We start from the raw sequence: 24,966 nt of genomic DNA, 5'->3' as shown, positions 1-24,966 counted from the left end.
CCCTTATATTAATGAATGTTAGCTAGTTGTTTATTATTCACAGTTGGTCTCCCCATTGAATGGTACTCTACTTGATATTTTTCAACAATTCTTGGATCATAACAATTTCTACCATCAAAAATAACTGGAAGCTTCATATGTTCTACAAAAGTCTGTAAATCTAATTCTTTAATTTCATTCCATTCAGTAAGTATTAAAACAACATCAGAATCTTTTATAGCATCAATAATATTGGATTCATAATTCACCTTAGAATCTAATACTCTTTTTGCATTTCCCATTGCAACCGGGTCATAAGCAGTTACTGTTGCTCCTTTATCAATAAGGTGCTTTATAATGACGATCGAAGCAGCTTCCCTCATGTCATCTGTATTAGGCTTAAATGCCAATCCTAGCACTGCTACTTTTTTATCTTTTAAGCTATCAAATCGTTCATCTAATTTATTAATTAACATTTCCTGTTGTTTTTGGTTTACCCTAATGACACCCTTTAATAAATCAAAATCATATTCTACATTTCCTGCAATTTGAACAAGCGCTTTTGTATCTTTTGGGAAACAAGATCCACCATATCCAATGCCAGCATTCAAAAATTGTGTTCCAATTCGATTATCTTGTCCCATACCATAAGCGACGTCTTCAACATTTGCACCAAGTTTCTCACAAATATTTGAAATTTCATTGATAAAGCTGATTTTAGTAGCAAGAAAAGCATTTGCTGCATATTTAATCATCTCTGCACTTCGAATATCTGTCTTGAATACAGGTATTCCAAAAGGTTTATTTATTTCTTCTATAACATTAGCAGCCTCTTCATTATCCGCACCAACAACGATACGATCACCGTTAAATGAATCATAGATTGCTGATCCTTCACGTAGAAACTCAGGGTTTGATACAACTTCAACTTTTACATTATTAAGTAAGTTATCTATTATTATTTTTTTTATCCAATGGTTTGTTCCTACTGGGACTGTACTCTTTGTCACAACGATTGTGTCTTTTTTAACATTAGTAGCTATATCTTTTGCCACTTGCTCAACAAATGATAGGTTTGCTGAACCATCTTCTTTTTCTGGTGTCCCTACTGCAATATAGATGACATCTGCATTATCAAAGCCATCTTCATGTTGAGTAGAAAAAAATAAGCGGTTTTCATTAATATTCTTTGTCATTATTTCTTCTAAACCTGGTTCATATATTGGAGACTGACCTGCACGCATTTTTTCAACCTTTGTCTGATCAATGTCAATACACGTTACAGTATGTCCAATTTCAGATAAGCATGTACCAGTTACTAAACCTACATAGCCTGTTCCTACTACAGCAATTTTCATGTATATTCACCTATCTCTTTAAGAAGTTATTTATTTAAAATATAAAACGAAATAGCAATAACGTTATTGCTATTTCGTTTTATATTTTTTGTATAAAGTGAGGGCATCTAACCCACCCTCACATCATCACATTGGCGAAAAACGTCTAAGGCAATAGTTCCTCTCACTCACAGCATGACCGAGTGCCTCCATTGATAACGGCTAGGAGACATCACCAATGTAAAAACAACCAAAAATAGTAAGATTTACAAATAACATTTAATCTAAATATTTATTTTTTTGATCCAAGCATTAAATAAAACACTCAAAAAATGTAAATTAATTGTATTTTTATAATGCTATATCCCTATAAATCGAACGAGAATTATCGTAGCACAGGAAATTAAAAAGAAAAAGGGGGAGATTTTGTCGGAATTTGACTATTTACCCCCGTAGTAGTAATACTGACTGTCTTGAACCTTTTTGTTATTCAACACAACACCCAGAATTTTTGCTTTTGCACTCTCTAATAATTCTTTTGATTTCTTTGCTGCATCTATTTCTGTTTTTCCACTGCTAACCACTAGAACAACGCCATCAGTCAGGTTCGCTAAGACCTGTGCATCTGTTACAGCTAATACTGGTGGAGTATCAAGAATAATCACATCATACTGATCCTTGGCTTGCTCTAATAAATTCTTCATACCTTTTGATCCTAACAATTCAGATGGATTAGGTGGAATTGGACCACTGGCCAACACCCATAACTTATCCTGTGCTGTTAGTGTCACCGCTTCTTCTAACGATGATTGCCTTGTTAACACATTAGATAATCCAATATGATTTTCAGTTCTGAATGTATAATGGACAGTAGGTTTACGTAAATCTGCATCAATTAAAAGAACTCTTTTCCCTTGTTGAGCAAAAACTACTGCTAAGTTTGCAGTTGTTGTCGATTTCCCTTCGGCTGGACCAGATGAAGTAACAATCATCGTTTGCAATTCTTCGTCTACATTAGAAAACTGAATGTTTGTTCGAATCGTACGGAACTGTTCTGCAATCGGTGACTTTGGAGTCGTCATTGAAATTAAGCTTCTATTTTGTAATTGAAATAATTGTTTTCGATCTTTACGAGCCAACAGACTCACCTCGCGTTCTTAATGTTGCTGAAGTTGGTTGTTCCTTCATTTCGTCGTCCATATTAATTGTTGTAATTGCACCTAACACAGGTAACCCTAATTGATTTTCAATGTCTTGCTCTGTTTTAATCGTATTATCTAGGTACTCTAGCAAGAAAGCTAATCCTACCCCAGCCATTAAACCAACTACTAAAGCAATTGCCATATTTAATACTGGCTGTGGTTTAACAGGTGACGGATTTTCACCAAGTTGTGCCTGTGTTAGGATACTTACGTTATCAACATTCATGATCTTAGAAATTTGCTCTTGGAATGTCGACGCAATTGAGTTTGCAATATCTGCTGCTTTTTTTGGGTCTTCGTTTTGTACTGCAATATTCACTACTTGTGAATTCTGTTCATTTGAAACAGTCACCAATTCGTTTAAATCACTTGCAGTTGTGTCTAAGTTTTCTTTTTCAATGACTTTATCTAAAATAGTCGGGCTCTTAATGACTACATTATATGTGTTAATTAATTGTAGATTTGTTTGGACTTCATTGTAGTTGTAGAGTTGTTCTTCGCTTTTGGTCTGGTTAACTAAAATCTGAGTTGATGATTCGTAAATAGGTGTTAGGAGAAAATAACTAACAATGCCGCTTGTTGCGGTTGCGATCGCTGTGATGATGATGATGAGTGAGAGACGTTTCTTTAATGTGAGAAACAGCTCTTTCAAGCTGATTGTTTCTTCCATGATAAACCTCCGATAATTGTAATCTATTATTTCGTTAAGCCTTGATTATTATAATGAATAATTTCGTTGATATCTACCTTATAGATACATTTCGTGACAAAAAAGGCGGATTTCTTACATTTTTTTGGCACTTTCTTATTCTAGCATGTTTAATACAGTATTTTCACAACTTATTTCGGGAAATTTGTACCAAAATTATGTAAGTGCTTTCTTTTAGGTTGACTAACTTATTTAGTTCTGAAATGATATCTATTTTTCTAGTTAAGTCGTTTACTGTTAATCGAACTGGTTTTTCAACAAGTAAAGAGTTAATTGGAGTAGAGAATTCAATACTTTCCACTACAGTTCTCGGTTTCTAGTTAAACCCACTCATCTTGTCTAGTATGCATTTTTATTCCCTCCGTTGTGATTTTAATTTAAATTAAAGAAGTTTCTCTGTATTATTGGCTATTTTATATAATTTATTATAGGTCCTCCATTTGGATATACTAGGATATTTATAGATATTTCAACCCATTATATTTGTATTAGAGAATAAAATCTTTTAGCATTCACAATCTTAATTTACCGAAACAACTATCCGCCGACGTTCTTTATAAGTAATTTCTATGTTTCATTGTTCATTATAACAGTATAATCAAGTTAGATAAGATTAAATCAGGAAGTTATACTTATGCCATTAGTCCAGGTGTATGAACTTCATATACCTGTTCGATTATTACGAGTTAAAGTGTTTCGGGATTAAAGAGAAGGGCAGTTATATATGAAGGCTTGGAGATCGATTATAAGGCTTATCTTCATAACGTTATTCGGTGAGTAACTTTTATAAGATATTTTTAATTGTATGAAGTTCAATTTGTTTGTCCAGCCTATAGTTGAGGTAATTGTTTTTAAAATCTTTAATACTAAGAATCTATCTTTTTTGTCACTTTGTTTTCACTTGTAAGGAAAGTTTGAGTTTGCTTTTATTGAATTACGAGATTGTGTTTCGTTTTAATCCAGTTCCTGATGGTTTGAGTTTCTTTTATCATGATTTAGTTAATGTGAATGATCCTACCTACTTGAGTCAGAAGATTGGACATTTTCTATCTTTCTTCTTTATCTTACCTTGTTTATTGGGCATGGAAGAGTGTTGGTCTAGTATGTGGATGTTTTTGGTCTTATATATTATCTATTCTATCGATAAGAAATCGTATAAGAATTTCTGTTACAAAGATGAAAAGAAAACACCTTATTTTTAGGTCTATTTACCTATTTATTTCAATCAAATTTGCTTCGATATTAATATTAAGGGCAAAATCACTGAAAGGTGATGACGCAAAGCTATAGGGGCTAACGTATTAACCATGCCAGCCAGCTACCATTATTAGAAAAAAGGGGAAATAGATTGATGTCGAATCATGCTTGGATGACACCGGAAGAAGCTGCAAGAATAAAACAGAGAAATAAGATAATCTTATATGTATCAATACCTATTGGAACAGTTCTTTTCACAGCTTTACTAACAATGTTATTACACTAAAAGATAGATGAAAATCCCACCAAATTTGGTGGGATTTTCTTGTAGAATCATGTCAAAATGTATTTATTCACTATTGAGATCGATTCCTGGTATAATTTGACTATACTTTACTAGACAAAGGCAAAACTTTTGAAAGAAAGGGACGCAAAGTTTCAGGTCTAAGGTTTTGTAACTATGACGGCTGAGCTGCCTAAATCAGGGAGACGATCTTAGTGAAGATGATGAAAAAGTTGATATGTCTGTTTAGTAGGCACCACAAGTACAGTTATTATTCCGATTGCTGTGTTCGCTGTGGGAAGAAAAAGAGAAGAATTGGGTAGGATTTACATAGAACACCCTACAATTGGACTTAAGAGATTTGCTATCTCTGGAGTGCAGTTGTAGGGTTTTTGTTTGTTTTGCTGTTACTTTAGCTTTATTAGTAGAGTTACCCCATTTATATTTCGCACCCACACTTTTTTGTCTATCCGTTTTGGTTCTAGCATTTCATCGATATGTATAAGGTCGGAGCCAAGTAATGCTGTTAGTTGAGTGAGATCGATTAATTGATGTACTTTTTTCTCATCATGTTGAAAAATGACATTAATCCTGCCTGGTAAATTTGAGACCATGTTTATCCTCCCTTCATCTTCTTTTATGTTTTACAGAAGCAGTTGATTCTAACCAGTTTTTCATTTCAAAAGAGAGTTTTCATGACTTTTCACCTGTTCTTTTAATAGGTATAGACTTTGTAAGCGTTTTCAGATAATATTTAGTTAAGATTTAAGATATTTTTTACATAAGGAGTGGTTGATAATGGAGAGTCAAGGAAATGTGTTGAATGGAGTTATGTGGGGCACGATGTTAAGTATTCCATTATGGGCCGGGTTGATTTTACTGCTTAAGCTTTTGTTTTAATATAAATAGAACGCCTCATTATGTTTGGACATAATGAGGCGTTTTTTTGCTTGGCCGTAAAAGTTATCTTTGCGGTAACAGTCCAGCTCCTATAAGACCTGCTTTCTGATCTAATTCAGCTGGCTTGATGACTAGTGACTCCTTTAAGCTTGGGTACATATACTCTCTTGTTTTTTCAATCAATGGCTTTAAAATCAAGTCTTTCGATTTCATGACTCCTCCACCAATGACAATTACTTCCGGGTTTACCGTATGAATAATGTTTGCCAGGCCAATCGCAAGATAGTTGATGGCTTCGTCAACAATTTCCTGTGCTTGCTGGTTCCCTTGCTCTGCAAGGTGAAATACACCTTGTGCACCGTTTGTGATGTTTAGTCGTTCTTTTCCGATTCGACCGATCGCGGTTCCGGATGCCAATCCTTCCAGTGCGCCTTTGTTTAACCCCGGACCATGGTAAGCATCAGGACTTGGATTCACGATCATGTTGCCGATTTCCCCACAGTTTCCCTGCGCACCTGAGACAAGCTGGCCGCCTAAAACATAGCCTCCTCCGATTCCTGTGCTGACGGTGACAAAGAAGACACTGCTTGCGCCCTTGCCCGCTCCAAGTGTAGCTTCAGCAAGAGCTGCTGCGTTGGCGTCGTTTTCTAACTTGACTGTCAGTCCTATTTTCTCCTCCAATATGTCCACGATTGGGACGTTTACCCAGCCTGGGAGATTTGGCGGCTCAATGATGATACCTGTGTTCGGGAATAATGGGCCGGGTGAGCCGATCCCCACTGCTTTGATGTCGTATTGCGTTTTAAGATCATTGATGGCTTCTGCCATGTTGTTGATGGTGTATTCCGGGCCTTTTTCCGCTTCTGTTGGACGGCTTTGTTCGTTGATGATTTCTCCTTTTTCGTTGAACAAGCCGATGCGCAGGTTTGTCCCTCCTAAGTCAATGCCGATTGTGTACATGTTTTCACTCTCCTAAACTTTTACCATAGTTATAGTTTACCAAGTTGGAGCGATAATGAAAGCGTATTTTTTATTTTTGATTCTTAGGTTCTTCATTAAATGAGAAGAGATCCTCGAAGTCAAATTCATCATCATCTTCGTCTATTTCATAATCGTCGAAGAAAATATTCTCCTCGTCCTCATCTTCCATTTGTTCCATAAAGTCATATAGTTTATCCAGCTCATCTTCTAATCCCTTTTCAAGATGCTTATAAGCTTTTGCTAGTGAGCCCTTACTTACTTCATACATTTCTGCAACATCTGCTTGTGTAAGGAAGTTGAGAATTGGCAGCTTATGATCGATATAATAATGAAGTGCTGCCGCATAGTTTTTAAATTTTCGAATTGTTGGTTGTTCTTTTTTACAGAAGATATACCATAGAGTTACACCCAGATCTTGAATTTGCTCTGGAAGATCGAAATGTTCGATATGTTGCTTATAAACCTGTGCAACCGCATGATAGATGGGGTTCTCCCAATCTAATTGATCTACATCAAGCCTCTCATCAAATCCTTCTGTCAACATGCTTACCATGATGCTAGGAAAGTTCACTCTCATCAATATGGAGGAATCTTTTACATCACTTGCATCATACATTGCTTGAAATTCATTTTTTAAGATTACTGCTTCATTCTCTGGAAAGTCGAGATACATTGTGTAATAGGAATCATAGGATCCATATGGAAGTAAAAATCCTACTAACCCGACACCTTCTTGTATCCCTGGGTCTTCTTCCTGAAGCTTGACGATTTTCTTTTCTTCTGTGAAGATGTCCTCTACTTCGATATGCAGATCTTCCATGATCTTAGTGACGATAGTAAAGGATGCAGTAGCACCTATCCATTTTTCTAACTGCTCAAGGGTTGAGGCACGAAGTTTATTTTCTTTCTTTTTTTTATTTATAAACTGCTCAACAATTGTTTGATCGGTATCGTCTAAAATGCTAAAGAGGGACCAGGTAGTAAAGAGGAATAAAACCAATTCTTCCTCATCTTCATCAAGGTCAATTTCCTGAATAAATTCTTCATAACTTACTGCTAATAGTTCTTCATGCTGAGTCAATGCATATGTGAGTAACTCACCTTGAAGCTCTGTTAATTCTCTGTCACGAATGGAGTGGAGGGAGATAACTGTATCGTTCATACAACATTTTTTGTGTTTTTTTCCACTGCCGCACGGACATGGATCATTTCTGGAAATATCCATGCTTTCACCACTTTCTTGTCATTATCCTCATGCTCATTTATCTAATTGCAAGGGACGATCTCTATTCACAGAGGGGAATGTGACGGTAATCGTCGTCCCTTCATTTTGATCACTTTTTATATCAAGAGTACCATTCATCATTTGGATGGTTCGAATAGCGACCATTGAACCGAGTCCAGTTCCTTTTTCTTTACTACTGTAATATGGTTCACCAAAACGGTTGATTTGCTCCTTGGTCATTCCTACACCGTTATCACTTATTTTAATCAGCATTTTTCCCTTGTCAGCCTGCATGAGAATGTTAAGCTCTCCACCGTTAGGCATTGCCTCTACTCCATTTTTCATCAAGTTTAAAAAGCATTGCTTAAAGTACTGAGAATTTCCACGAATTGTCGCTGGTTCAATTGATTCTGATATCTCAACTGAGCTCATGCTCGCTAATGGCTTGATCATCTCAATGATACTTCTTATTTCGCGATCGACAAAGATGTCCTCAACTTTTTCTATTGCCGGCTTTGCAAAGGCTAAATAATCACTAATAATCGTCTCGGCACGATCAAGCTCACTAGTGACATGCTGAAAATATCCATTCCTTACTCCCTGAGATAGGTTGGGGTCTTTTAACAAGTGGATAAATCCTTTTACAACGGTTAATGGATTTCTCACTTCATGTGATATGCTCGCTGCAAGCTGACTAACCACCTCCATCTTTTCCAGCTTGATAATTTTTGTCTTTAAATGAATAGCATCTCTTAATACCTCGATAATATAGACAGCAAAAAACATAATAAAGGGAGGAATCAACATAAAATAAAAAACATATGCCTCCGTGACTCTAAAAGAGTCTGACATCAATAGAGCGATCGCAGTTGACATACCCCCAAGTAAAATAGAAAAAAGCGCAGCACTTCCTAATTTATACTTTCTATTAAACTTATTGAATTTTTTTGAAAAGAGGGCTGCTGTAATAAAAAGGAAAAGATAAATAACTAGCGTGATTAGGTTAAAGCCATATATAGCAAATCTGGCCATTAATAAAATGAACAGAAGAGCTGCACCAACAGGCCACCCCCCATAAAGAATCCCAAGAAGAAAAGGGATTTGCCTTAAATCATGAATACAATAATCATCAATATAAATCGGAAACTTCATACACAAAATAATTGGCACACTAGCACATGCGGTAAGAAGCGTTTTTTTATATAATCTGAGCACATTCATATTTTCGTATAAAACAAAAAAGATAAGTAGACTAACTAGTATATAAAATAAATTATCTAGTACATGTTGATTGAAATAAATAAAGTTCATTGTTTTGCTCCTATACTATACAGGGACCGGCTCCACTTTTACCGTGTTCTCCCTATTACTTTGAAACTCCATCAGAATAAGTCGCCATTTACTCCATGAGTTCTATCCCGGATTAATTAAAATGATAGCACATTGCTCTTCATCCGGCATTTCACACCGCTATGTCTAACACTATTGCAGTTTAACTGATAATAGAGGGGAAGAAAAGAGTTGAAAGGAGGACTGTTCCCACTAAGAAATGATATGATAGATGTTATGTGAAAAAAGCCTCTTGAACTGAATCGACAGAAGGACCTACTTTTCTCTTCCATATACTGACAGACTTTTTTTGTCCTTTTGTCTAATCTAGTTATATAGAGTACGAGAATGATGGAGGTCTTGTTGATGAAACTTGAAAGAATTATTCTAGTGATACTAGTTATCCTAGTATTAGTAGGATTTACATATGGAGGTCATTCCTCCAGGTATGAGATTGCAGCGTCGATCAAAAATTATGGTGATGGGTGGAAAGTTGTTGAGGATGATCGACATGCTCCTCTGAATGTTGAGAAAGTCGTCACTGAACAAACGAGAGTTCTAATTTATTATAAAAGCTGCACAGAGAAGATTCACTCCTTTATTGTCACTCCAGATGAAACAATGATCGCTAGTGGATATCGAGTAGGAGTATCTGCTGCAAATGGGGTGGCTTCTATTTATATTTATGATAAAGATGGAAATCCAATAAACCCACAAGAGTATGTCTCTGATAAAGGGAATATTTGGGTCTATGGTGTGTTTAGTTTGAATTAAGGATTTTAAATAGCGATTTTCTTCTATAGCAACAGGCAGTCTCCTTCTCGGAGACTGCCTACACTCTTACCCTTTCACAGATCCAGCCAACAACCCTTTTACAAAATACTTCCCTAATAGAATATAAACTAATAATGTAGGCAATGCCGCTAATAGTGCCCCAGCCATCTGCACATTCCAATGCACAATTTGACTTCCAGATAAGTTCTGCAGCGCCACCATAATCGGCTGTTGATCAGATGTTGTGATCGTGACGGCGAACAAAAATTCATTCCAAATGTTCGTAAACTGCCAGATCGCTACAACAACAAAGCTTGTAATCGAAAGTGGAATCATAATATGGCGAAAGATTCCGATGAAGCCTGCACCGTCAATCTGTGCTGACTCGATCATTTCATCCGGGATATTCGCGTAGAAGTTACGGAACATGAGTGTTGTGATCGGTAAGCCGTACACAACGTGAACGAAGACAAGGCCCGGGATTGTGTTGTAAAGACCGATTTCTCTTAGAAATTGAATTAACGGAATTAAAATACTTTGGTATGGAATAAACATTCCGAACAGGATGATTGTAAATAAGATATCTGCACCTTTGAATTTCCATTTGGCTAATACATAGCCGTTCATGGCACCTAGTAATGCTGATAGAAGTGTGGCCGGGATCACAAGGTAGAATGAATTCAATAAGTTTGGTGCCAGCTTTTCAAATGCTTCTGAATAACCACTGAAGTCCAATGTCTTCGGCAGCTCCCACATCGTTGCAAGTGTAACTTGGTCAAACGGTTTTAAGCTTGTAATCAACATGACGTAGACCGGCATGAGGAAGAAGAGGCTCATGGCGATTAGGATAAGATAGATTATCGGTTTGCTGATTCGTTGTAGCACCATGTTATGCTTCCGCCTTTCTGCTGTGGATTAGGTATGGCACGATGAAGATCGCCACTGAGACAAGCATGATGATCGCAATCGCCGCCCCGTTTGCGTAGTAGTTGCCACGGAATGTGGTTTCAAACATGTACACACCTGGTACGTCTGTGACGAAGTTTGCGCCGGGACCTGTCATGGCATAGATTAAGTCAAAGATTTTCAGTGAGATGTGAGCCATGATGATGATGACACTCACGGTGATTGGACGCAATAATGGTAGAATGATTTTTCGATAGATTAAGAATTCTGATGCACCGTCCATACGTGCCGCTTCTCTGACTTCATCAGGAATACCGCGTAACCCCGCTAAATACATCGCGAGTGAGAATCCTGTCATTTGCCAAACGGCTGCGATAACGACGGCCAGAAGTGCTGCCGGAATTCCAAATTCAATTTTTCCCCATTGAAAGCCTGCGAGAATATTTGTGTCTGTGTACCATTTTGGATTTAGACCTAGTTTATTTAAAAACAAGTTCACACCTGTTGATGGGTTTAGAAGCCATTGCCACACAACACCTGTGACAACGAATGATAATGCCATCGGGAAAAAGAACAGGTTTCGGAAGATCGGTTCTCCTTTGATTTTTTGATCTAGTAGTATGGCAAGTCCCATTCCGCTTATGATGACAAAGCCGATGAATAGAACCGTGAAAAAGATTGTGTTCCGCAGGTCAGCTTGGAAGCGGAAGTCTTGGAACAGGTAGATATAGTTTTTTAAGCCTGCGAATGAAAAGTCTGGGACGAGTGAGTTCCAGTTACTGAATGAGACATATCCGGTCCAGCCGATAAAGCCATATACAAAAATTAAGATAAGAATGAATGATGGCAGGATAAAGCCGATTGCCATGAGATGATCACTTGATAGTTTTTTCTTTTTTGGCAGGGATGTGACCATCCGTTCTGCTGCATGTGTTGGTTTGACTGTTTCCATCTGCGTTTCTCCTCCTTTATGAGAGGTCATTCAGGAATCGTTCCCCTATTATGGTGGACGTTTCCTGAATGACCTCTTTTAGAGGGATACTTTACTAAAAATTGGAGCTATAGTATTTAAGACAGGTTACGTAAGAACAAGACCGTTCCATTACGCTGCAGACACAAGATTCGCCGGGGAGGAAGCTAAGCCTCCTCAGCTTCGCTTGCGGGGTCTTAGCCTTTCCTCTATCTCCCGCAGGAGTCAAGTGTCTTCCGCTCCATTCCACTATTGTGTTTTATAAATAGTATTTAATAGCAAGAATTCATACGAAAACAGTCTTCAAGCTATAACTATTTAGGGTGATTGGAGCGGAAGGTGCGAGACTCCTGTGGGAGTAGCGTTGCAGGTGAGACCCCACAGACGCAGAGCGGCGAGGAGGCTCACCGCACGCCCCACGGAAAGCGAGCATCCTGGAGCGGAAATCGCCCAGCTCTAATACTCATTACATAGCACCAAAGTTTGAGAAAAAGTATCCATTTTCTAATCGTTTTAAAAAAGGGGAAGAGACAATGCTCATCCCCTTGATCATTACTTGAGTTCTGCAGCTGCAGCAACTAAGGAATCTGTGAATTGACCTACATCTTGTTGTGTAACGAAGATGTTCACGTTTTGATTTACTTTTGTTAAGAAGCCTTCAGATGCAGCTGAGCCGTGTGCTAAGCTTGGTGCAAGTGTTGCTTCTTTGAAGTCTTCGATTGTGTCTTTTCCGTATTGGTCATATTTTTCCACGTCTGCATCAATACGTGCCGGGATGGATCCTTTTAGCGGGTTGAATGCGTCCTGCCCTTCAACAGATGCTAATACACTTAAGAATTGTTTCACACCTTCCGGATTTTCAACACCTGTTGGTAAACCAAATGTATCGGTAATAACCATGAATTGACCGTCTGTACCTGGTGTTGGCACATAGCCAAAGTCTTCGTTCACAGCTTGTTTTAAGTCATTGACAAGATATCCTTTTGCCCAGTCACCCATCACATTCATTGCCGCTTCACCGTTTGCTACTAATTGTGTGGCATCCTGCCAGTTGCGTGATGCATGGTCTTCGTTTACATAGGAAAGCATCTTTTTAAAGATTTCTGCTGCTTTGGTTACCTTTGGATCGTCAAATGATAGTTCACCAGTCCAAAGCTTGCCATAGTCCTCTGTTCCTAATACCCCTAGTAGAACCGTTTCATAAAGATGTGTTGCAGTCCAAGGCTCTTTGTCACCAAGTGCTAACGGTGTGATGCCTTTTGCTTTTAATGCATCTGCTACTTCAAAAAACTCATCAAATGTTGTTGGTGCTTGTAAGCCATTTTCATCGAGTAATTTTTTGTTGTACCAAAGAACATTTCCGCGGTGGATGTTCACCGGTACAGAGTAGATGTTGCCATCTTTACTTACCATGTCAATTAAATCTTGTGGGAATTTATCGCTTAAGCCTTCTTCTTGGTAAAAGTCATTAAGTGGTTCCATTTTTCCAGCTGCTACCCAGCCTTCGTTTAGCTCAGCCCCACCATGAACCTGGAATGTTGCCGGAGGATCGTCCCCTTGCATACGGCTTGCCAGCACAGCTTTTGCATTTGTTCCTGCTCCACCTGCTACCGCTGCGTTTTCGATCGGAATATCCGGGTGTTTTTCTTCAAATAGTGCGAGAAGTGCTTTTAAGCCATCTTCTTCACCAGCGCCAGTCCACCAGCTGAAAATATCTAATGGTGCGGATGTGTCACCGCCACCTTCACTGCTGCCACCTTCTGATGATGCTTCATCTGATGAGCCGCCAGAGCTACACGCTGAAACAATCAATGAGAAGACTAAAAATAAAGATAGTAAGAACGTCTTTTTCATTTGCTACATCCCCCTTGTTTCTGTTGTTGTAATCGCTTACTAACATTAGTATAAAGGAGGATGGAAGCGTTTCACTCATCCATCTTCTGCACTATTTTATTTATTTCTGTATTATTTTAAGGTCGATCTAAATTGTTTTGGTGATATATTTGTCCACTTTTTAAAGACTCGGCTGTAGTAGTTAGGATCTTTGTAGCCAACTTCATAGGCAATTTCCTTTAAGCTGAGATTTGTTTGGCGCAGCAGCTCCTTTGATTTTTCGATCCGGTAGTCTGTGACATAGTCAATGAAGGTTTGCTGTGTTTGATCTTTGAATAACTTTGTGAAATAGGTCGGTGTTAGTTCGACGTAGTCAGCAACATCTTCAAGGCTGAAGGATTCTCTGTAGTGATCATGGATATAGGTTTTTGCCTTTGAGATTGGATCATTTCCTTCGCCTTGGAGAATTATTTTTTCGGTAAAATAGCGGATGAGTTCGAGAAAATCAGTCTTCGTTTCTGCTTCCAGCACATTTGTTTCACGAAGGCTCACTCCCTTATCTTCTAATGCATGCTTTACTTGGAGTGCCCATTCTCTTAAATTTCGTACTGTTTTTTCTTGTTTTGTGAGATGCTCGTAATACAGGGTGAAATAATCTGTTGCCTGTTCAATTCGTCCATTTGTAATTGCCTCAAGTATCGCCTTTTCTAGCTTTCGGACAGTGTTATCTTCATGTTCCTGTAATAACGGAAAGCCGTATGATACCCTTCCTTCCGCTGTTAACTGTGTTGAAGCAAGGAGTGCCTGTTGATAAGAGATCGAGAGCTTCGTTAATTCAGAGTTTGGTAGGCCGATCCCGATTGTTGCTTCTGGCTGGGATTGACATAGGTATCTCGCAAGCGTGAGTGCATCGGCTTTTACATGGTGCAGGGATTTTTTGTCTGATAGAAGCATGACAATGAGCTTGTCTCCCTGTTCTTTTGCGAGATAAGTTTTCTCTGCCAATAAATCTGATATTGTTTTATGATCACTGCCTGTTATGACGAAAAAGTAAGCTGTTTGTGCATCGCGGAATAACTTTTGGTACATAGCTTTGATGTCCGCGGTGACTTCATTTTGCAAGATGGCAGTTAGAATTTGCTGTTTGGCGAGTTTTTCTGTTTGTTCGACCTGCATTCTCTCCTTCGTAATTTCTTTTTCCAGTCTTAGCAAAGATTCGAGTGTTTCCTGCTTATTGCTAGGTTTTAGGATGTATTCTTTGACTCCTTGCTTCATCGCTTGTTTGGCGTATTCAAAAGAATCATAGGCTGATACCATGATGAATTTGGTTTGCGGAAGCTCGGCTGAGATGTGTCGGATCGCTTCAAGGCCGTCGATGCCAGGCATATGGATATCCATGAACATGATGTCCGGCTGATGCTTTTTTGCTTCTTCGATGGCGATTCTTCCGTTTGCCGCTTCTGCGACGACTTCTATATGGGTGAAGCTGTCTGAAATCAATTTTCTCATCGCTTTACGTTCAATGATTTCATCATCTACAATGATTACCTTCATTGTTGTTCCTCCTCTTGCATTGGAAGCTGAATTTTGATCGTTGTTCCTTTGTTTTTATGTGATGTGATTGTTAATATGTTCGGCTGTTTGTAAACGAGTTCTAGTCGTTTAATCACATTTCGAAGTCCAATTCCGGTTGAATGACCGCTGTGCTCTTCATGCAGGTCTATTTGTTCTCTTGAGAAAATTTTCTGCTTTGTTTCTTCATCCATTCCTTTGCCATTGTCGGTGACTTCGATCATTACTTGATTGGTATTTTGATAGATATTGAGACTGATGATGCCGCCTTCTTCCAACCCTTCGACACCGTGTATAAAGGCATTTTCCACTAATGGCTGGAGGGTAAGAACAGGAATTTTCACATCTAAGCATGAATCATCGATACTTGTTTGAAATGTAATTCGTTCTGCAAATCTTGTTTTTTGGATGTAAAAATACTCTTTGACAACGTGCACTTCTTCTCTTAATGTGACGGTTTTATTAATGTCTCCAAGGCTTGATCGTAGCAAGGTTGATACGGATTCAATCAGTCTTGACGTGACAGCTGCATCCTCGAGATAGGCCATTCGTGAAATTGTGTTTAATGTATTAAATAGAAAATGCGGATTGATTTGGTTTTGCAAATGCTTTAGTTCAAGCTCTTTTAAGAGTTGATCCAGTTCTGATTTTTCTTTTATCTCTTCGATTAATTGCTTGATGTTGCCACGCATTTGTTGAAAAGAATCACTTAGTACTTTTACTTCGTCATTTGTTTTCACCTTAATTGGCGGACCATCAAAGTTACCTTCTGACACTTCTTTTGCCGCTTTTGATAGGCTTCTAAGTGGATTTGTTAGCCCTCTTGAAAACCAAACGGCTGCGATGAGCGCAAAAATGAGCGTGGAGGCGAATAGATTGATTGAAAACCACTTGAATGCGTGGTTGCGATTTTCCATCTCCTGATAAAACATCTGATATTCCGCTAGCTCAAGATTCAGAAGCTGCAGTGTTGATTCTAATATATAGGAAGAAATATTTCGGACTTCCTTTGCATGTGTTGTGTATTGATCAACATTGTCATAGCCGACTGCTGCGATCGTGACATCACTTTCAAACAGAAGGTTTTTTATCATCCGCCGGTATTTTTCAAGTTCTTCTTTATTCATCCCTGTGATCGCATCTTCCTCGAGTCTGACGTTGTTTTCCAGAAGACGCTTTTTAACATCTTGATATTCGTTTAAATACGCTTCATCCTTTTCCACGACATATGCGTTGATTTTTTCATATATTTGTGTGGACTGCTGGGTGATTTCATTAAAAAGCAGAAACCGCTCAAAGCTGCCATGGTACTCGGACACGATTTGGGAGCTGCTTAAATAGATCGAATAGGACACAATATTAAATAGAAACACAAACGCTAGAAAATAAACTAACAGCTTGGTTCGGATGCTTGTCATGGCTGCATTCCTCCGTTCATTGCAGCTGGTGAAATCGGTAGATCTTCCTTGTGAATCACCTTTGTATCGGTATGTTGAAGTGGCTCAAGCTTTTCTCCATTGTTCAGAAGAATCAGCTTTTCCACGGCTTCATAGCCCATTTGATACGGAAATTGCACAACCGTTGCTTCAATTGTCCCTTCTTCTATGTATTGCAGGGTTTCAGGTAAGATATCGAAACCGATAATGTACAGATCTTCCTCTGCTTTTTGATTTTTGACAACCTTCGCAATGCCGATGCCATCGAGGGCACTTGTTCCGTAAAAAGCAGTAAGCTTTGGGTGCTGCTGTAAAAGTTGATGGGCAGCCTCGACTGCTCCGATTTCGGTGATGTTGGATTCTTCCACCGCGACAATTTCAATGCGTTCTTCCGTTGCGACTGCGTCCTTGAATCCTTGCACACGGAGTTTTTGATGTGGTGCTTCATGACGGCCTGTGATGATGGCCACCTTTTGCTCACCCTTTGTATCGTTGAGCAGTGCTTTTCCTGCTAGAAAGCCAGAATAGTAGTTATCTGTGCCCACATAGGCGGCCCGATCACTTTCAGGCGCATCGGTATCGATCGTCACAATCGGGATGAGCTTTTCCTTTGCTTTTGTGATGAGCGTGTTAAATTCAGGATCTGCTACACCCTGTGTGATCACTCCATCCACAAGTCCCGCGATGGCCATATCAATTGTTTTCAGGTGTTCATCATTGTTGGCCTGCTTTGGTCCAAGATATTCGAGGTAAACATTATGAAACTTCGCCGCATCTCTTGCTCCTTGCTCGACAAGGCGCCAATAGTCATTATCGAGTTCTTCGGGAATGAGGACGAAGTGAAGCTTTTGTTCGGTTTTTGTGGTTTGCGCGTCAGTAGATTCTTCCGGTTCGAAGTGGAAGGTTTCTTTTCCATAATAGAGTGTGAGCGTGCCTGTTAGAAGGAATAGGAAAAAGGTCATGATGTATAGGGATAATTTGATGTAGCGCATGTTGTGGACCCACCTTTAGTAGTAAGCGTTTTCTTACTATTTTAGATGATCACCGATATTTATGGTATAACTAAATTTATAGATTAGGGTAAAAACTCCTTCTATCCAACGACCTAATAATGTGTAATACTACTTATCATCTATATAAATTAGGAGAAGGTTATGAAAAAAAGAAACCTCTTATTGTCATTCATCATCCTCATTCTTTTATTCTTCATTGGGAAAGGAATATTTAATATGCTTTGGTATGGTCCAATCTATAACATGAAATCATTTAGTATTTTTTACGGAAAACCTGATCAAGAAAAACTAGACAAGCTCGCTGATTATGATGCTGTTATTATTGAACCAACTGCATTTACAACTGAGCAGGTCAACCTCTTAAAGGCATCAGATGTAAAAGTTTTTGGTTATGTCAGTCTTATGCAATTGGAAAATTGGAATATTGAATTAAAGGAGCATATCGCGGCTTCAGATTATGCAACATTAAACGGGAAAAAAATTTATATAAAAGAATGGGACACCTATGTGATGGACCTTCGGGAATCCCATTATCGCGAGGCATTAATGTGGAAGATCAACCATTATATTGCAGACAAAGGACTTGATGGCATCTTCTTTGATACTGTAGACGATCTTGACTACTATTTTCATGATGATATCGACATCCAAACGTATATGAGGGAAGGGTATGTCCAGTTGCTGAAGGACATAAAGTCAGACTATCCAAATATGCTCATTATTCAAAACCGTGGCTTCGATACCATTAAAACAGCCTCTCATACCTATATAGACGGGATGCTGTGGGAAGGATTTGAAGCAAAAGATATAACGGAAAGTGAGTGGGCAAAAAACTGGTTAACTTATTTTAAAAAGGAGCAACGATGGGGACGTATCCAGGTGTGGACTGTTGTGACAGATGAAGAAAGTCTTGCGTTAAGTAAGAAGCACCGTTTCCCGGCTTTTATGCGAGTGGGAGATACTTATCAGGAATGAAGAATAGTAGTGAAACTTCGTGAATTTTCACAGTCTTGTTTTCTATTTATCATAATGTCCCGCTTAAAAAGGAAGATTTATTTACGATTTTTGATTTGATATTTTCGATTTTGATAACTTATTTTCGATTATAGAAATTTATTTACGATTTTTAGCAACATATTTACTATTAGACAATTTCCGCCAAATTTCTTCCTTCTCTCCTCCCCTATCCACAATTATAAATTGAAACAACGCATCCTGTCGTAAAGACTGCATATGCACATCCATTGATTCGGAGAGTACATCAACTTTCATATCTTATAATATAAAAAGGCACGTAAAATACTTATCTTACGCGCCTTCTCTATTTAATCTATACCGCATAGTCTCCATTATATTGTACTAAGGATACGTCCTGTACACCTTCTAAATCACCCAATCGATTCATAAATGCTGTGTTATCAATTTTTAAACGGATTTCAGCCGTTAATTCTGTGAGTTGTTTTCGTACAACCTTTGATTTCAAGGTGTAATCTAATTTTTGCAGCTCCCGTTTTACTTCATCATTTGCTTGCTCTGTAAAATGGATGACAAGCAAGTACATGGTGTCTGTATGCTTTTTCCGCGATAGGATGACAATGACCGCACCGATAATAATGGCACCAATAAGGGTTAAGAAATATAGTCCTGCACCGCTCGATATTCCTGCTGCGATCGCCCAGAACATAAATACCACATCCAGTGGATCTTTAATAGCAGTCCGAAAACGCACAATACTTAGAGCACCGACCATCCCTAAAGAAAGAACAACATTCGTGCTGATTGTCATAATGACTAAAGCTGTAATCATTGTCATGACAAGCAGGGTCATATTGAAACTGGGACTGTAGAGTACTCCCTTGTACGTGTATCGATACACCCCATAAATGAAAGCTCCTGCCATAAAGGCTGTTAATAAACCTAGTAAAATATCAATTGCAGATAAACTTCCAAACATCGACTGATTAAGAAAACTATTTTTTATAATATCGTTAAAATTTGTTACTTCGTTTCCCATTGAGTTCTCCTCTTTATAGACCGTGATATTCAATTGATTTCATTCGGCATAATACATACTTTGAAATGGCTGACCTATTATGTGCGTCAAGCTGAAGCAATACGCGAATATATTCAGGTAAAAATTCATCGTATTTTACTTCCAAAATCATTTTTGGATGTTCAATCACTTCCTGTGAACTGTTGTTAGGATCAAATAAATTAAGTGAATTTGTTACAACACTTAGTTCTTTATCAAAGGTGATCCGCACATTGCTAATGTGACCAATATAAGCTTCCCGGACATAGTCAACAATCACACGCGGCCTCATATAATCACTATTCAGGTAATGGTAAAACTCTTTATAGAGGGGATTTTCTTTCCCCTTTTCTTTTAAAAACTGATAATCCCACTCTAACAGCTTTTCATATTCATCCTTTGTGATGCTGGCTGATGTCTTTAAAATGTATTCACCCTGTCTGCTTTTCTTTTCAAGCTTGATCACTTGATCTGAGTGGTTATAAATTCGGATTCGGAATTTTTTCCGGCGAAGAATTCCATTGTTTTTATGAATTAAATCATGATCATGGACATTATCAAAGTAAAGGCTTCTGATCAAATATCCTTTTTCATTTATCGAGTTTTGATCCTGCTTTAACACAAGTCCAATTCGATGACGCAGTGCAAAATAATCTTTTTCAGATATATAGTATTTTAATTCATGACGGAATTTTTTCATTTTTTTGCCCCTTTTGGAACGATGATTTCCTGTACACCCCAGTGGACAATTTTAGAAGGGTCTTTATAATAATCAAATGGAATCTGAGTATAGCCTTTTTCATCCTTTACAAGGACTCGCCAATAATATCGTCCTGGTGATAATTTATCGGTTTCATAAGTGAATTTTTTTGCATCTTTGATCGATATTATCGATGATTGAAAGGTTGGATCTGTGCCTAATTGAAAATGATAGGTCAGCTTTTCCTCCTGTAAATCATGTGAAGTTTCCCATTTGAAAATATCCTGATTTCCCTTTCGTTCATGATTCAAAAAGATTGGCATTGGGTATTCAAGAGATTCTTCGTATAACTTTTTATACCTCGTTGTTACGGTCTCAAGGTTGTTATAATAGTGATCAAATTCGGATGCTTCTATGCTTAAAAAGCGAAGATCCGGATTTCTTACAGCAAACGGTTTAACAATCGGGTAATAGGAATCGATCTTTTCCTTTGTTGCTTCCTCATTAATGATGTCAGAAAGCTCCTCTATTTTTGCATTTAATTTTTCAATATTTTTCGGATCTCTTAGATAACGTTTATGAATGACAGTTCCCCAGTACCGTTGAATACCATTTTGCCAATCTGGAAAGGCATCGGTTCTTTCAGCATCCCGCCCTAATGCTTTATCAAAATCCCAAGGAATGAAATACCATTTTTCCGAGTTAAGCGGGCTATAAAGATAATAGTTTGTTGACATTGTGTCATAGTTACCGAACAGGATATTTGTAGCTAGCCATGTTAGGTAATTATCTTCTTGGAAGTATTTCGTAAATACCTCATCAAAGGGTTTTGAAAAGTCATTAACATCATCCAGCATCGTTAGCAGCTCTTCATGATTTTCGCTGCCGTTTATTTTCAAGACCGATTCAAATATTTTTTTATCATAGTCCGGATCATTTGAAAGCTTAAGTTTGTCTGGATAACGATAAAATTCAAAGTTTTCCGCTTTGTATAAATGTCCATCTGGGTTAAGTCCTCTTGCAGCTAATGCTTCCTCATTTAACTGCTCGATGTGTGTATATAAGCCGTAATCCTCAAATGTGCCATCGTTTTTAGGGTCTGTGAGATCCTTAACATGCAGTTGAACGAAATCTGTTCTTAAGCTTATAAGATCAGGGATTTCTTCAAAATAATCGAAGGCAAGCTTATTTCTTACTCTTGTTTTATCATCTGCATGTTTATTGAGATTGAGTACAGATTGCCCGAACCATAAACCACCGTTGTCATTCAATCGGACCTTATACGATTTTTGTGCTTCAAGTCGACTAGATCTCCCCCTCAGTTCAATGGTTGCATTTGCCGACTGATCTGTTTTAAGAAACCCATTTTTCTCTGGCCCCTCTGCCGTTCCTGTCTGAAATAAAATCTGAAGTTTTGGACCATCATCTAAGTTGCTATATTCCTTATAGGATTCATTTAATTCGTAAAACGTTAGATCATTATCAGGCACAGCCTTTTGATCAAAAACCGTTACATACACATGCTTCACTTGATTTCCATCATGTCCTTCATATACTCGCTTATCCTCTACAAGAGGTTCATCTCCTGCATTTCTCTCTACCTGAATCTCCTCTGTTGGCTCAACGACTTGTACGTTCCCGGTTGAGATAGACAGATTTTTCAAGAGTATCAAAATAAAGAAGACAGCCAATAAAATGAGAGTTGTTTTTACGTATGGAATTTTTTTCATTTGGAAATCTCCTCTTCCTCATGAACACCCAATTTTTTTAATAGCTTTTCTATTTTTGTCACAGTTTCCTTATAAATAATAGGCTGAGAGCAAAAGGTTGTATAATCAATATCATTTAATCTTGACATGAGAATTCGACAGCCGTAGATTAAACTGATCAAGGCAGCAAGAAACATTCCGGCTCCATATTGACCAAACAGCTTCATGCTAATAAATGTTAAGGTAAAGCTAAGCACCGTATAGCTTCCGATCAGCATGCAAGCCGCTTTCTGTTCATCAAAGTATAGGAGAATCAAAAAGAATGTAATTAGTAATCCTAAAAACCATGTTCCTAAAACGACAATCATAAAGATATCAATTTGATCCTGTGTCATTCCTAAAAATGGAAGAAAACGCACTCCTAAAAATAGGAAGGCAAAGCAAACAAGGAGTTGTACCTGTGACATAAAAAGGATTTCATGCTTTAGAACTCTATACATCTCCTGTTTCGCATTTTCAATGTCCTGAATTGGAAAGCCATTAAGAATGCGCCCATAATATTTTTTATACGTTTCATAGAAAGTAGTCTCTAATGTCACCATAAACAAAATGAGTGCTGGCAAGATGCTCAAATATGCATAAAACACTGGTGTATCATAATAAGGTGCCATCACATATGTGTCTTCTACTACTATTTTCCTTTCTCCTAACCAAACTGCCAGATTATGACCATATAGACCGACATAATAAAGGATTCCTATGATGAACAAATAGGGATGCTTTTCGAAATAAATCAGAAACTGAAAATATTGCTTATTATTAATCTGAAAGTATTTGGCTATATCATGTAATAACTTCGCTAAAATATAGAAAAATCCAATCACAAGTCCAATAAAAACAGCAGTTGCTGTTAAGATGTGAAATACATAAGTAAAGACCCAAATTAAAACTGCTGAGATCAGCACACCAACTATATAGCTTTTCACGATCTTTTTATAATCCTTAAGCGCCGAAACATACATAGATAGAACCCAAATAATGCTTAGCTCTGTAAAAAAGAGGTATGTGACGAGTTTAAAGGAAAAAGGCAAAGGTGATGTCCAATAAAAGAAAACTGTACTCATAAACCCTAAGAACACAACAATTCCGATTGCCCCATACATCGAGGATAATACATTCTCTTCCTTCTCAATAAACGTTTGATCAGCAACATACCGAGAGATCACGAAGACAAATCCGCCTGTGATGAGCTGTGAGAACACAAATGCATATTCGATAGCAGCCATAAACAGGTGAACTTCTCTTGCAGAGGTCTGTAAAAACAACAGCCACTCTCTTGAGCAAGTAATTAATATTACGGTTAACAGCATAGGGCCTACTGCTGTAACGGCTGAATAACCATAGGCACGAATCTGATTAAAAAAATTCGATTGATCATATAAGGCTTTAAGCTGAAATCCAATTCCCGCCATTTAGCTTCCCCACCTTTCATAGCAAGCATTATATCTCTCTATCATAAGGGGAAGGGAATAATATTCTCTTACTCTTTTCATGCCATTTTGACCATATTCCCATCGTTTATCTTGATCCATGAGTAATGCAATAATTTCTTGTGCTAAAAGGTGAAAATGCATAACAGGAACAATACTGCCGGCATGTCCAAATGAGTCATTTGGTCCATATAATAATTCCGAGCAACTTCCGACGTCTGTTGTGACATACGGGATTCCCATTGCCAGACCTTCGAGTATGACTAGAGGCTGCCCTTCACTTATACTTGATAACACAAGGAGATCCAAAAATGCCAAATACTCCTTCACATTCACTTCCCCGGTAAATACAACATTTTTCAATTCCAAGCTTTCAAGGAGATCTATACATTCCTCGTAATAATCTGCATCTTCATCAGTTGGACCTATGATATAAAAATACGCATTCGGCAACGTCTCCTGAACAATAGCAAAGCTTTGCAGCATCGTTTTAATATCTTTTATTGGCACAATCCTTACAACGGCTCCGACATGAAGTCCTTCTTTTTTCCTTCGACTTGCCACATCAAAACGTGTCAAATCAATACCATTGGAAATCACAGATGTTTTTGACTGTTGACAGCCCAGCTCCATCTGAATTTCGCGGTTTTTTTCAAAAAGAGATGTTACTTCATTTGCATACTCGTAGGCACAATTTGATAAATTGTAGAAGTAATCTATCCATATATCTTTAAAATAGCCTTTAATCCAATCTGCCTTAATAATTTCCTCTTCACGCTCACGTGTATAAATACCATGCTCTGTCAGGATGTATGGCTTATTGTATTGATGCTTTGCTAATGCACCCAACACACCTGCATAACCTGTTGAAACACTATGATAAAGGTCAGCTATAGGCAGCTTTTGATTCAAACAAATAAACAAAGGCAGTACCATTGAGCGAAGCGCCCAAAACATGTCTGTAAACGGAACATGCATAAACCTTTCTTTACACAGCTGATAAACAATATCAAAGAAGTCCTTGCTGGCCAGGAAATTGATGATGCTATCAATTCGATCGCTAACAAGCAAATCAAATAAGACCGGCCAATTGATGTCTTTTCCACCAATTAACGAGAAAAAAGCTTGCTTTTCCTCATCTGAAATAAGGTATCGCTTCCCCTGCACGATATCCTCGGTAATGAGTGTATCGAGGTAAATATCATATATGGCTAATAGGTTGGAAGGAGAGCTATAACGCCTTACTAACGTATTTTCCTTTTTTGCAGAGATAGAGATGATCAAAAACTCGTGTTGCGGCATCTGTGTCATGAGTGATTGAATCCAACTTGAGACTCCCCCTGTTACATATGGATAAGATCCTTCTGTAATTAAACAAATTTTCATAGA

At 38.0% G+C, this 24,966-nt stretch carries 21 protein-coding genes and 2 riboswitches; of the genes, 3 read left to right on the top strand and 18 right to left on the bottom strand.

What is annotated here, in order from left to right; translation table 11 throughout:
- Positions 1-8: 8 nt before the first annotated feature.
- From LC095_RS09855 to LC095_RS09845, 3 genes are all read right to left on the bottom strand, one after another.
- A complete protein-coding gene (locus tag LC095_RS09855) occupies positions 9-1,337 on the bottom strand; it encodes a UDP-glucose dehydrogenase family protein (protein WP_226528029.1) in 1,329 nt (442 codons plus the stop codon).
- A gap of 419 nt (positions 1,338-1,756) precedes the next feature.
- A complete protein-coding gene (locus LC095_RS09850) occupies positions 1,757-2,455 on the bottom strand; it encodes a CpsD/CapB family tyrosine-protein kinase (RefSeq protein WP_413467477.1) in 699 nt (232 codons plus the stop codon).
- Entirely contained in the window at positions 2,445-3,188 is a 744-nt protein-coding gene (locus LC095_RS09845; RefSeq protein ID WP_226528028.1) for a YveK family protein, read from the bottom strand. The genes LC095_RS09850 and LC095_RS09845 overlap by 11 nt, the downstream gene beginning before the upstream one ends.
- A 1,282-nt stretch (positions 3,189-4,470) precedes the next feature.
- Positions 4,471-4,553, top strand: a riboswitch (cyclic di-GMP riboswitch).
- A 25-nt stretch (positions 4,554-4,578) separates the two neighbouring features.
- Between LC095_RS09845 and LC095_RS26785 the strand changes: the two genes are divergently transcribed.
- Entirely contained in the window at positions 4,579-4,710 is a 132-nt protein-coding gene (locus LC095_RS26785; RefSeq protein WP_264195990.1) for a hypothetical protein, read from the top strand.
- Between the two features lie 109 nt (positions 4,711-4,819).
- Positions 4,820-4,904, top strand: a riboswitch (cyclic di-GMP riboswitch).
- Between the two features lie 210 nt (positions 4,905-5,114).
- Here the strand turns inward: LC095_RS26785 and LC095_RS09840 are convergent.
- From LC095_RS09840 to LC095_RS09825, 4 genes are all read right to left on the bottom strand, one after another.
- Entirely contained in the window at positions 5,115-5,321 is a 207-nt protein-coding gene (locus tag LC095_RS09840; RefSeq protein WP_226528027.1) for a hypothetical protein, read from the bottom strand.
- A gap of 349 nt (positions 5,322-5,670) precedes the next feature.
- Entirely contained in the window at positions 5,671-6,567 is an 897-nt protein-coding gene (locus LC095_RS09835) for an ROK family protein (protein WP_226528026.1), read from the bottom strand.
- 70 nt (positions 6,568-6,637) lie between these two features.
- Positions 6,638-7,813, bottom strand: coding sequence for an SEC-C domain-containing protein (locus tag LC095_RS09830; RefSeq protein ID WP_226528025.1), 1,176 nt, complete (start codon positions 7,811-7,813; stop codon positions 6,638-6,640).
- Between the two features lie 33 nt (positions 7,814-7,846).
- Positions 7,847-9,124, bottom strand: a complete 1,278-nt coding sequence (locus LC095_RS09825) for a sensor histidine kinase (RefSeq protein WP_226528024.1) — start codon at positions 9,122-9,124, stop codon at positions 7,847-7,849.
- Positions 9,125-9,508: 384 nt separating this feature from the next.
- On the opposite strand from LC095_RS09825, the gene LC095_RS09820 reads away from it, so the two are divergent.
- Positions 9,509-9,916 carry a hypothetical protein gene (locus LC095_RS09820; RefSeq protein WP_226528023.1) on the top strand — a complete coding sequence of 136 codons (408 nt, stop codon included), beginning with the start codon at positions 9,509-9,511 and terminating at the stop codon, positions 9,914-9,916.
- Between the two features lie 66 nt (positions 9,917-9,982).
- Here LC095_RS09820 and LC095_RS09815 read toward each other — a convergent pair whose 3' ends face one another.
- The 6 genes from LC095_RS09815 to LC095_RS09790 form a co-directional block, all read right to left on the bottom strand.
- On the bottom strand, positions 9,983-10,804 hold the full coding sequence (locus tag LC095_RS09815) for a carbohydrate ABC transporter permease (RefSeq protein WP_226528022.1): 822 nt from the start codon (positions 10,802-10,804) through the stop codon (positions 9,983-9,985).
- 1 nt (position 10,805) lies between these two features.
- Entirely contained in the window at positions 10,806-11,774 is a 969-nt protein-coding gene (locus LC095_RS09810) for a carbohydrate ABC transporter permease (protein ID WP_226528021.1), read from the bottom strand.
- Between the two features lie 570 nt (positions 11,775-12,344).
- Positions 12,345-13,646 (bottom strand): ABC transporter substrate-binding protein, encoded by a 1,302-nt coding sequence (locus LC095_RS09805; protein ID WP_226528020.1) that lies wholly within the window; start codon positions 13,644-13,646, stop codon positions 12,345-12,347.
- Positions 13,647-13,757: 111 nt separating this feature from the next.
- Positions 13,758-15,179: a response regulator gene (locus LC095_RS09800; RefSeq protein WP_226528019.1), complete on the bottom strand. Its 1,422-nt coding sequence runs from the start codon at positions 15,177-15,179 to the stop codon at positions 13,758-13,760.
- Positions 15,176-16,615 (bottom strand): sensor histidine kinase, encoded by a 1,440-nt coding sequence (locus LC095_RS09795; protein ID WP_226528018.1) that lies wholly within the window; start codon positions 16,613-16,615, stop codon positions 15,176-15,178. The genes LC095_RS09800 and LC095_RS09795 overlap by 4 nt, the downstream gene beginning before the upstream one ends.
- Positions 16,612-17,625, bottom strand: coding sequence for a sugar-binding protein (locus LC095_RS09790; RefSeq protein ID WP_264195989.1), 1,014 nt, complete (start codon positions 17,623-17,625; stop codon positions 16,612-16,614). Before LC095_RS09790 ends, LC095_RS09795 begins: the two co-directional genes overlap by 4 nt.
- Before the next feature lie 162 nt (positions 17,626-17,787).
- Between LC095_RS09790 and LC095_RS09785 the strand changes: the two genes are divergently transcribed.
- Complete coding sequence (locus LC095_RS09785; protein WP_226528017.1) at positions 17,788-18,621, top strand: endo alpha-1,4 polygalactosaminidase; 834 nt, start codon at positions 17,788-17,790, stop codon at positions 18,619-18,621.
- A gap of 355 nt (positions 18,622-18,976) precedes the next feature.
- On the opposite strand, the gene LC095_RS09780 is transcribed toward LC095_RS09785, so the two are convergent.
- Genes LC095_RS09780 through pelF form a run of 5 tightly spaced genes read right to left on the bottom strand, consistent with a single transcriptional unit; the run spans position 18,977 to position 24,963 of the window.
- The gene (locus tag LC095_RS09780; RefSeq protein ID WP_226528016.1) at positions 18,977-19,660 is read right to left on the bottom strand and encodes a DUF4956 domain-containing protein; all 684 of its coding nucleotides are present in this window, start codon (positions 19,658-19,660) and stop codon (positions 18,977-18,979) included.
- Between the two features lie 13 nt (positions 19,661-19,673).
- A complete protein-coding gene (locus tag LC095_RS09775; RefSeq protein ID WP_226528015.1) occupies positions 19,674-20,378 on the bottom strand; it encodes a polyphosphate polymerase domain-containing protein in 705 nt (234 codons plus the stop codon).
- Positions 20,375-22,108 carry a CotH kinase family protein gene (locus tag LC095_RS09770; protein ID WP_226528014.1) on the bottom strand — a complete coding sequence of 578 codons (1,734 nt, stop codon included), beginning with the start codon at positions 22,106-22,108 and terminating at the stop codon, positions 20,375-20,377. Before LC095_RS09770 ends, LC095_RS09775 begins: the two co-directional genes overlap by 4 nt.
- Positions 22,105-23,559: an exopolysaccharide Pel transporter PelG gene (pelG, locus tag LC095_RS09765; RefSeq protein WP_226528013.1), complete on the bottom strand. Its 1,455-nt coding sequence runs from the start codon at positions 23,557-23,559 to the stop codon at positions 22,105-22,107. Before pelG ends, LC095_RS09770 begins: the two co-directional genes overlap by 4 nt.
- Entirely contained in the window at positions 23,560-24,963 is a 1,404-nt protein-coding gene (pelF, locus tag LC095_RS09760; RefSeq protein ID WP_226528012.1) for a GT4 family glycosyltransferase PelF, read from the bottom strand. It lies immediately after the preceding gene.
- Positions 24,964-24,966: the final 3 nt, after the last annotated feature.

Origin of the sequence: Metabacillus niabensis (genome assembly GCF_020524345.1) — a bacterium.
In the GTDB taxonomy this organism is placed as follows: domain Bacteria; phylum Bacillota; class Bacilli; order Bacillales; family Bacillaceae; genus Metabacillus; species Metabacillus niabensis_B.
This window is presented reverse-complemented; position numbering and strand designations above follow the sequence as displayed.